Below are 2,943 nucleotides of genomic sequence, written 5' to 3'. Positions count from 1 at the left end.
CGTTTTGTTTGTAGGTGTGGCCGGCAATGCAGCTCTGATGAGAGTTTCCTGTCGCTTCAATAGAAGGGTGTCCTCAGGCTAGGCTTTCCATCACCGCCTCGTCAATCTCGAAATTGGCGTAGACATTTTGCACATCGTCCAGGCTATCCAGACGTTCCATCAAGGTGAGCACCAGCTTGGCGGTGTCGGGATCCCCCACCTGAACCTCATTGGATGGGATCCAGCGGATGGCGGCATCTTGCACTTGGCAGCCCTCTTTTTTCAGATACGTGGCCACCTGCTCGAGCAAGGAGTAGTCGCAGTATACTTCTGCGCTGGTTCCCTCCACCTTGAGGTCATCGCCCCCTGCTTCTGCCACCGCCAGCAACAGGGCTTCGGGATCCGCCACGTTCTCCAGGCTGATCACCCCTCGCTGTCGGAACATCCAGCTCACACAGCCGGCTTCTCCCAAGCTGCCGCCGGTTTTGTTGAAAGCTTCTCGCACCTCGGCAGCCGTGCGGTTGCGGTTGTCGGTCATCGCCTCGATCAACACCGCTACCCCGCCGGGGCCATAGCCCTCGTAGCGAACTTCTTCCAGGGGGCTGTCATCGCTCCAGTTGCCGGCTCCCTTGGCGATGGCCCGTTCGATGTTCTCGCTGGGCATCCCCGCCGCTTTGGCTTTCTCCACCGCCGCCCGCAACTGAAAATTCCCATCCGGATCTGGCAAGCCGCTGCGAGCCGCCACGATAATGGCCCGCGAAAGTTTGGTAAATAGGCTGCCCTTTTTGGCATCTACACGGGCCTTTTGCCGTTTAATGTTGGCCCATTTGCTGTGTCCTGCCATGCCGCCGACACCGATCCAGTCAAGCCATCAACCGAGGGGATCCCTCCTAATTTTGAAGCCTAGATCACGGCGACCCAGGACTCAACCCCACCCCAGCTCCAACGGCAACAGACTGAGGGCAAAAATGGTGGGATCCCCAGAGGGCATTTAAAGCGAGCAACCCCCTCAAGGCCGAATGGGCTGCCGTTCGATCACACCCCCCGGCGGCGGTGGAGCGGCTGGGGTTTCTTCAGGGGTAGGCGTTGCCACAGGAGCTGGGGGCAGAGGGGGCACAGCCTCTCCGGGTACAGGCCCAGGTGCGGGCGTGGGGGTTGGGGATGGAGTGAGAAAAGGCGTCACCTGGGGCAGCAGCTCGGCGTAGAAAATCGCGTCTTGCTCTGGCCCCAAGCGACCCACTTGCCAACGGTGACGGGGAACAAACATCGTTTGCAACAGCACTTCTCGGCCAACAAAAGCGGGAGTTCCCGAAAAGACATAGCCATCGACGATGACCCGATTGAGATCGGGCCGAGTTTGAAACACCCGATCCACCTCCCGCCGCATCTCAGCATCCAGCCGCCCCAGCAGAGTTTCCAGAGTATCTTCAGGGCCAATCGGCACCCGCACCGCAAAGCGATAGCCTTCGCAGCGATAGTCGCCACAGATCTTGACCAGCTCGTTACGCACCCGGATTTGCGCCCCAGGATCGATGTTGCGCTCCAGCACAAAGACTTCCTCTTGCGGTTGCTGCTCGACCGGTTGAGCCCAAGTTGGCGGTTGACTTGTCCATCCTGCCCAAGCCAGGGATCCGAAAAACAAGCCAAGGCTCCAACCCAGACTGCCCTGCTGAGCGCGGGGTGAAAAGGCGGGATCGCGATCCGGGTTCGGGCTATTCATAAGCGTTAACCGACATCAGGATGGCTATCGCCAACTCTACCCGACATTGGCCCAGCAGGCACTAGGCAAGGAGAAAAATCAGTTTCAAGATCAATTCAAGATCAAAATGAGAGCAGGCGAACGGCGTCCTGGTCAGCAACGGATGGGCTGTGGCGGAGAGTCTGAGGCAAGCTATGGAGAATATGTCAATTAAGTACCTGTTTTCCCCCAACAACTAACTTTTGCTGTTGATGCAAACTCTTTGGCAAGCCATTGCCCAGCACCTTTCGCAAGCGACAGGGGATCCCATCCAGCCCCTGCGGTATCGTCCTGTGGGCGGGGGCAGCATCAACGCCACCTATCGGTTTTCCTGCGCTCCCCAAAACCCTCTTACAGAAGGGTCGAGAGACTACTTCGTCAAATTGGCCCGTGGGGGAGAGAGGGCGCTGGAGATGTTTGCGGCAGAAGCGGCGGGCTTGCAAACCCTGGCGGCTGCCCACGCCATTCGGGTGCCTCGACCCATTGTTTGGGGATCCGTAGGAAGCCAAGCCTACTTGGTGCTGGAGTACCTGGAGCTAACCTCGCCCCGTCCCCACACGGCCAGTCTCTTGGGATCCCAGTTGGCCCAGTTGCATCGCACCTTGTCTCCCAACGGGAGCTATGGCTGGGATCGCGACAATACCATCGGCTCCACGCCGCAAATCAACAGTTGGCGGCCAAACTGGCCGGACTTTTATCGGGAACAGCGGCTGCTCTACCAAGTCAAGCTGGCCTGCCAACGGGGATACCGCGGCTCGTGGGTGGCCCAAGCCGAACGGGTGATGGCGAAGCTGGAAGCGTTTTTTCAGGACTATAGGCCGGAACCCGCTCTGCTACATGGAGATCTGTGGGGGGGCAACTACGGGGCCTTGGCCGATGGATCCCCCGTGATCTTCGACCCAGCCGTCTACTACGGGGATCGGGAGACAGATCTGGCGATGACAGAGCTGTTCGGCGGTTTTCCGCCGGCGTTCTATCAGGCTTATCAGCAGGCCTATCCCTTGAACGAGGGGTATCCCCACCGCAAGCCTCTCTACCAGCTCTACCACTGGCTCAACCATCTCAACTTGTTCGGAGAGGGCTACCTGGGCTCGGTGCAGCGCGCCCTGCAGCAATGCCTGCACTTTCTCGAATAGGGTCAGTTATAGTCAGGTGTATGGTGCTTGTAGGTATAGAATTTATTTCCTCGCACTTGTAATCCAATTGCACTCGATTCCGGAAAAAGT

3 protein-coding genes are annotated in these 2,943 nt (G+C 58.5%); 1 reads left to right on the top strand and 2 read right to left on the bottom strand.

The genetic code is table 11. The features are described 5' to 3' along the window. Positions 1-73: 73 nt before the first annotated feature. Both NW857_RS09800 and NW857_RS09795 read right to left on the bottom strand, forming a co-directional pair. Positions 74-823 (bottom strand): YebC/PmpR family DNA-binding transcriptional regulator, encoded by a 750-nt coding sequence (locus NW857_RS09800; protein WP_414336113.1) that lies wholly within the window; start codon positions 821-823, stop codon positions 74-76. 165 nt (positions 824-988) lie between these two features. After that, positions 989-1,699 (bottom strand): hypothetical protein, encoded by a 711-nt coding sequence (locus NW857_RS09795; protein ID WP_414336111.1) that lies wholly within the window; start codon positions 1,697-1,699, stop codon positions 989-991. Positions 1,700-1,929: 230 nt separating this feature from the next. On the opposite strand from NW857_RS09795, the gene NW857_RS09790 reads away from it, so the two are divergent. Further along, the gene (locus NW857_RS09790) at positions 1,930-2,853 is read left to right on the top strand and encodes a fructosamine kinase family protein (protein ID WP_414337274.1); all 924 of its coding nucleotides are present in this window, start codon (positions 1,930-1,932) and stop codon (positions 2,851-2,853) included. Positions 2,854-2,943: the final 90 nt, after the last annotated feature.

The sequence above is a fragment of the Synechococcus sp. H55.9 genome, from assembly GCF_047462355.1.
Taxonomy (GTDB): Bacteria; Cyanobacteriota; Cyanobacteriia; order Thermostichales; family Thermostichaceae; genus Thermostichus.
The sequence above is the reverse complement of the archived record's forward strand: the minus strand, read 5'-3'. Positions and strand labels throughout refer to the sequence as shown.